At 72.2% G+C, this 6,514-nt stretch carries 5 protein-coding genes; 1 reads left to right on the top strand and 4 read right to left on the bottom strand.

Annotation, left to right across the window (positions count from 1 at the left end; translation table 11 throughout):
* Positions 1–2,144: cell wall-binding repeat-containing protein (locus tag LOY02_RS15990; RefSeq protein WP_317183361.1), on the top strand; the 2,144-nt coding region annotated here is incomplete at its 5' end.
* 32 nt (positions 2,145–2,176) lie between these two features.
* On the opposite strand, the gene LOY02_RS15985 is transcribed toward LOY02_RS15990, so the two are convergent.
* From LOY02_RS15985 to LOY02_RS15970, 4 genes are all read right to left on the bottom strand, one after another.
* Positions 2,177–3,859: an ABC-F family ATP-binding cassette domain-containing protein gene (locus LOY02_RS15985; protein WP_317183362.1), complete on the bottom strand. Its 1,683-nt coding sequence runs from the start codon at positions 3,857–3,859 to the stop codon at positions 2,177–2,179.
* A 156-nt stretch (positions 3,860–4,015) separates the two neighbouring features.
* Positions 4,016–4,711 carry a hypothetical protein gene (locus tag LOY02_RS15980; protein ID WP_317183360.1) on the bottom strand — a complete coding sequence of 232 codons (696 nt, stop codon included), beginning with the start codon at positions 4,709–4,711 and terminating at the stop codon, positions 4,016–4,018.
* An 8-nt stretch (positions 4,712–4,719) separates the two neighbouring features.
* Positions 4,720–5,595, bottom strand: coding sequence for a tRNA pseudouridine(38-40) synthase TruA (gene truA / locus LOY02_RS15975; RefSeq protein WP_317183359.1), 876 nt, complete (start codon positions 5,593–5,595; stop codon positions 4,720–4,722).
* Positions 5,595–6,514: serine hydrolase (locus LOY02_RS15970; protein WP_317183358.1), on the bottom strand; the 920-nt coding region annotated here is incomplete at its 5' end. The genes truA and LOY02_RS15970, both read right to left, overlap by 1 nt.

Below are 6,514 nucleotides of genomic sequence, written 5' to 3'. Positions count from 1 at the left end.
CAGCCGCGGCACCGCAGGTGGCAGCCGCCCTGCCCGCACCGCAGCCCGGTGCCGAGGTCTACCCGCGCCCCTCGGACGGCAGCTACGACATCACGGGAGGGGGCTTCGGCCACGGAATCGGCATGTCGCAGTATGGCGCCCACGGCGCTGCCCTCGAAGGCCTGACCTACGGACAGATCCTCGACTTCTACTACCCGGGGACCCAACGGGTCCAGGAGGCGCTCGCCTCTCTGCGCGTCGGCATCACGGTCGACAACGACGGCGTCCTCACCGTGCCGGCCCGCTCCGGTCTCACCGTGAGGATCGGCAGCACCTCGACGACGCTGCCCACCACGCCGACCCAGTGGCGGGTCCGGGCCACGGGAGCGACGACCAACACGTGCTCCCTCGACTCCTGGAACGGATCCTCGTGGTCGGTCTACCGGAGCGGAGCCATCTGCCCGGTCCGCTTCTCGACATCCGTCGGCACGGTCGACGTCCTCCTGCCCGGCGAGCGACGGGTCTATCGCGGCTCGGTCCTCGCCATCTGGCGCTCCTCGAGCACCGTGGGCACCGCCAACGATGTGACCATGCAGTCCTACCTGCGCAGCGTCGTCCCCGCAGAGATGCCCTCGTCGTGGGCAACTGCGGCCCTGCGGGCCCAGTCCGTGGCGGCGCGGACGTATGCCTCCCGTCGCACGGGCAGCACGTCGTGGTACGACACCTGTGACACGGTGGCCTGTCAGGTGTACAAGGGCCTCGGCCGGCGCAATGCCGACGGCACGGTGACGTACTACGAGACCGCGAACACCGACGCTGCCGTCACCGCGACCGACAAGGTCGTGCTCTCGTTCCGCTTCAGCGACGGCGTCACGCGGCTCGCGACAACGATGTTCTCCTCGTCCAACGGGGGGTACGCCGCACCGGCGTCACCGGACCACCCCTACCTGCGCGCCCACTCCGACCCCTACGACGACGTGTCGATCAACCAGCGCCACGACTGGACCGGGCAGTTGCCGGTCAGCGCTCTCGAGTCCTACTTCGGAATCCACGAGGTGCAGCGGGTCCAGATCCTCTCCCGCGATGGCTACGGTTCGTGGGGTGGGCGGGTCCTCACGGTCCGGGTGGAGGGCGTGACCTCGGGAGGCAGCTACACCTACGTCGACAGGACAGGCAACGACCTGAGGTCCGCCCGACCCTGGCCGACCTACAGCACCGGGCTCTCGTCGAACTACTTCACCATCGCACCGACCGTGACGGTCACCCGACTCGCCGGCCCGGACCGCTACGCGACCGCCGCCGCTGTGGCAGCCGCGCGCTACGCGCCGGGTGTCGACGTCGTCTACGTGGCCTCGGGCCTCCTGTTCCCCGATGCCCTGGCCGGGGCCGCACGAGCGGCCTTCAACCGGGGTCCCCTGCTCCTCACGCGACCGACGTCGTTGCCCACGGCGACCCGCGACGCCATGGTCCGGCTCCAGCCCGGCCGCGTCGTCGTGCTCGGCGGAGTCAACAGCGTGGCCGAACCGGTCGCCGAGGCCCTGGCCTCCCTCACGACGAGCGGCACGATGGAGCGGGTCGCCGGGAGCGATCGCTACGCCACCGCCGCGCGGCTCGCGGACTACTACGCCAGCGGGCCCGCGGTCGCCTACGTCGCCTCGGGCGAGACGTTCCCCGACGCGCTCTCCGGTGCGGCGATCGCGGGGAGGGACCGCGTGCCGCTGCTGCTCACCCGCGCGTCGAGCCTGCCGACAGCGACGGCCGACGCCCTGCGCCGGCTCGCACCGAGCCGCATCGTCGTCCTCGGTGGCCCCGCCGCCGTCTCGGATCCGGTCGTGGACCAGTTGCGCCCCCTCGCCACGACGGGCACGGTGACTCGACTCGCCGGGGCGGACCGCTATGCGACGACGGCCCGGGTCGCCGCGGAGTACGCTGCCGCAGCGACGGTCTACGTCGCGTCCGGCGAGACGTTCCCGGACGCGCTCTCCGGGGCTGCAGCCGCGGGCCGGGACGGCGTCCCGCTCCTCCTGACGCGCTCCGCGTCACTGCCGACCGCGACGAGGGACACCCTGAGTCGGCTCAACCCGACGCGAGCCTTCCTCCTCGGGGGACCGAGCGCGATCACCGAGTCCGTGCGGGTGGCGATCAGCTACGCGATGTCGCGCTGACCGCGCGGGTCAGCGCGGCCTCACCGCGCGGGTCAGCGCGCCCTCACCACCCGCCCCTCGTCCCAGACCGGCACGTCCGACTCGTAGACACGACCGTCGGCCCCGAAGACGAGGAACCGGTCGAAGCTCCGGGCGAACCACCGGTCATGGGTCACGGCGACGACCGTTCCCTCGAAGCGTTCCAGCCCCTCCTCGAGTGCCTCCGCCGAGTGCAGGTCGAGGTTGTCCGTCGGCTCGTCGAGCAGGAGCATCGTCGCCCCCGACAGCTCGAGGAGCAGGATCTGGAACCTCGCCTGCTGGCCCCCGGACAAGGACTCGAAACGCTGCTCCCCCGCGCGGGCGAGCTCGTAGCGGTCGAGCGCCCGCGCCGCCTCCTCGCGAGGCTTGCCGACCCGGTGCTCGTCCCCACGGTGGAGGATCTCGAGGAGCGTGCGTCCCATGAGCGAGGGGTGCTCGTGCGTCTGCGCGAACCACCCCGGCCGCACGCGCGACCCGAGTCGCACGAGACCCGTGTGGGGCACCGGGGCCGGCTGCACGTCGCCGACCGGCTGGTGCTCCCGCTCGGGGTCGGTGCCGCCGCTCGCAAGCAGGCGCAGGAAGTGCGACTTGCCCGAGCCGTTGGACCCGAGGATCGCGACGCGCTCGCCATACCAGACCTCGAGGTCGAAGGGTTTCATCAGCCCGCTGAGCTCGAGCTGCTCCGCGACGAGGGCGCGCTTGGCCGTTCGGCCCCCCGTGAGGCGCATCCGGACGTGCTGGAGCACGGGAATCGCCTCAGGCGGCCCGGCCTCCTCGAACTTCGCGAGCCGCGTCTGGGCCGCCTGGTAGCGCGACGCCATCCCGTCGTTGTAGGTCGCCTTGACCTTGAGCGTCTGCACGAGGGTCTTGAGCTTGGCATGCTCCTCGTCCCAGCGACGGCGCATCTCCTCCAGTTTCGCGTTGCGGTCGGCGCGCGCCTGCGCGTAGGTGGAGAACCGGCCCGGGTGGACCCAGAGACTCGCGCCGGCCGCTCCGGGCTCGAGGGTGGCGATCCGCGACGCGACACGGTCGAGCAGCTCCCGGTCGTGGCTGATGAACAGCACCGTCTTGGGGCTCGCGACGAGGGCCTCCTCGAGCCATCGCTTGGCGGGGACGTCCAGGTAGTTGTCCGGCTCGTCGAGCAGGAGGACCTCCTCGGGCCCACGCAGCAGGGCCTCGAGGACGAGCCGCTTCTGCTCACCGCCCGAGAGCGTCGTGACCTTGCGCCACTGGGCCTTCTCATAGGGGACGCCGAGCGCCGCCATCGTGCACTGGTCCCAGACGGTCTCCTGCTCGTAGCCACCCGCCTCGCCCCACTCGACGAGGGCGTGGGCGTAGGCCATCTGGTCGTCCTCGGAGTCCCGTTCCATCATGAGCAGCTCCGTGCGGTCGATCTCCTCCGCCGCCGCGCGGACCCTCGCGGGTGCCACCGAGACGAGCAGGTCGCGCACCGTCGACTCGTCGCGGACCTTGCCGATGAACTGACGCATGACCCCGAGGCCTCCGGAGCGGGTCACTGCGCCCTCGTGCGGGTCGAGGTCCCCGGCGATGATCCGCGTCAGCGTCGTCTTGCCGGTGCCGTTGGGGCCGATGAGCGCGACCTTGGCGCCCTCGCCCACCCGGACGGAGACGTCGCGAAGAAGCACCCTGCCGTCGGGCAGGGTGTAGCTGACGGAGTTGACGTCGACGTGTCCCACAATCGACAAGAGTGACGTATGCCGCTGGGCCCGGTCATGCGGTTATCGAAACCCGGGTGACCTGGCCGCCTGCCCGGGCGCCGGCCGCGACCGGCTCACCCCCAGGTCCACGCCGACGCACAGGCCGAACCGTGCGCGAGTGGCAGGGGGCGGCGGCTAGGCCCAGGTCCAGCTCTCGACGAGGGTGTCGAGCGCGGCGGCCGCCTGCGCCGCAGCCGACCTCGCCGAGCTGAGGGTGAGCAGGTAGACCCGCCCGTCGCGGTGGAGGCCGTAGGAGCGGGCGACGACGTCCACGCCCTGCTGGCTGAACGAGGTCGTGAAGCCCGTCGCCCGCGCGCCGGCCACGGTGATCTCGGGGGCATCGGTCACGGCGCGACCCTGCTCCCTGAGGTCGTCCCGACCCTTCGCGAGCTCCGCCTCCAGCAGGGTGGCGTCACCGGCAGCGACGTGGATGACGAGGTTGGTGTTGAAGCCGGCCACCTTCTCCGACGACATGAGGACAAGGTCGATCCCCGGGATCGTGCCCACCTCGTCGGTCGCCTCGCCCCAGCCCTCGGGTGGGATGACGGTGTAGGCCCGGCTCTTGCCCTGGACTGCGTCCGCGGCATCGACCGGGGCGGTCGCGGTCGGTGTGGTGCCAGGGCCTCCCGTCGTCGCGCTGCCCGTGGTGCCGTCTGCTGGGTCGCCCGTTCCCCCGGTTGACGTCGCCGCCGAGGACGGTCGGGATGGGGCGGTTCCATCCTCACCCGGGGAGTCCGCGGCGCAGCCGGTGAGCAGGAGGAGGGACGCGACGACGGTGACGCTCCCGGCCAGCCGGGTGGCGGGCGGCAGGGCCCGGGGTCGACGGAGCATGGCGTCGATCAAACCACACGTCCGGGCTCGGTCGCCGGGCCCCGAGGGGTGAGCTCGTCGCGCCTGGATCGGGCGACGTCGGCTCGGACCGCCAGCGCCTCATCGGGTGGGTAGGCGACGCTCTCGAGGCTGAGGCCGTGGGCCGGCATCACGCGGATCTCCGATGCCCGCTCCGCCCTGCGCTGCAGCTCGGCGGGCCAGTCGACGGGCCGCCTGCCCTCCCCCACCGCCACGGCCGCTCCGACGAGGGAGCGGACCATCGAGTGACAGAAGGCGTCCGCCCGGACCCTCGCGGCGATGACGCCGTCCTCGAGTCGCGCCCAGCGGTACTCGAGGAGAGTGCGAATCGTCGTCGCCCCTTCCCGCCGCTTGCAGAACGCCGCGAAGTCCCTGAGACCGAGGAGCCCCTGCGCGGCCTCGTCCATGGCAGCGACGTCGAGGTCCCGTGGCCACCACACCGTGTCGTGGCGACGCAACGGGTCTCGCAGTGCCGTGGTGTCGGCGAGCCGATAGAGGTAGTGACGCTCCAGCGCCGAGAACCGGGCGTCGAATCCATCCGGGGCCCGCGTCACCCGGTGCACGACGATGTCGGTAGGCAGCAGGCCACCGAGCCGACGCTGCAGCGACTGCTCGGGGGTCCGCTCCGAACGCCCGGGCAGGCGCGTGAGCGTCCGCGCGTCGACGTCGACATGGGCGACCTGGCCCCGGGCGTGGACTCCGGCGTCGGTGCGCCCCGCGACGGTGATGCTCACCGGCTCAGGTGTCCGCAGCACTGTGTCCAGGGCCGCGGCGAGCACGCCCTCGACCGTGCGTAGCGACGGCTGCGCTGCCCACCCGGAGAACTCCGTGCCGTCGTAGGCGAGATCGAGTCGCAGCCGCACCATCACCGGAGCGGGTCCTCCAGGGCCGCGAAGACGGCGCGCCCGATCCGGCTGGCCCGGGTGATCCCGGTGTCCACGTCGGGTTGCGCGCTCATCATGAGCGCCATGGCGTAGTTGCGCCCGGCGCCCCGGACGTCGCCGACGCTGTTGATCACCCAGGGGTTGCCGACCAGCATCCAGCCGTTCTTGACGTGGACCGCGACGGACGCGGACCGAACCGTCCCGACCCCCCAGCGTTGCCCGTCGACGACCCGGGCCATGAGGTCCAGCACGGCAGCGTCATCGGCGCGGTGGGTCGCGGGAGTGCCGGACGTGAGTCGCTCCATGAGTCTGACGAGATCGTTCGGCGTCGTCATGGTCAGGCCCCAGTGGCTCGCCGGCTTCGCGGCAGCGGTCGAGGCCAGACCAAGATCTCGGGCGAGGGCACGGACGGCCGAGTGCCCCCCGATCCAGGCGTAGAGTGCGTCGGCCGAGGCGTTGTCGCTCTGCGTGATGGCCAGTCGCGCCTGGTCCCGCTGGCGCGCGGTGAGGGTTGCGCCTGCCGCACGAGCCTTGCGCAGCGCGGCGGAGACGATGAGCACCTTCGAGACGCTGCCGGACCGGGCGGCCACGTCACCGTGGTGGTGCCACCAGGCCCCGGTGCGGCGGTCGAGCACGCTCACACCGACGTCCGACCGGCCACCGATCGCCGCGCGGACTGACCTCGACAGTGCTCTGCGGGCAGCGGTGTCGGTGCGGGATGAGGGCGCTGGCACGACACTGCGCGCGAGTCCGCCCACGCTGTCGAAGGCCTCCCGGGCCGCGGCCGCGACGGGGTCGAGCAGGCTCTCCGCCACCGATCGGGCCGCGAGAGCTGCGAACCCGGCCGGCACCAGCAGCAGCGCACCTCGACGCGACAACGGTTGCACCGGGTCATTGTGCC

It is taken from the genome of Intrasporangium sp., from assembly GCF_032907665.1.
Lineage (GTDB): Bacteria > Actinomycetota > Actinomycetes > Actinomycetales > Dermatophilaceae > Intrasporangium.
Note: the sequence above shows the minus strand (reverse complement) of the source record. Positions and strands in the feature narration are given on the sequence as shown.

Coding starts and splice junctions, on each gene's coding strand:
- truA (WP_317183359.1), bottom strand. CDS start 5,595: ATGGTGCGGCTGCGACTCGATCTCGCCTACGACGGCACGGAGTTCTCC.
- LOY02_RS15980 (WP_317183360.1), bottom strand. CDS start 4,711: ATGCTCCGTCGACCCCGGGCCCTGCCGCCCGCCACCCGGCTGGCCGGG.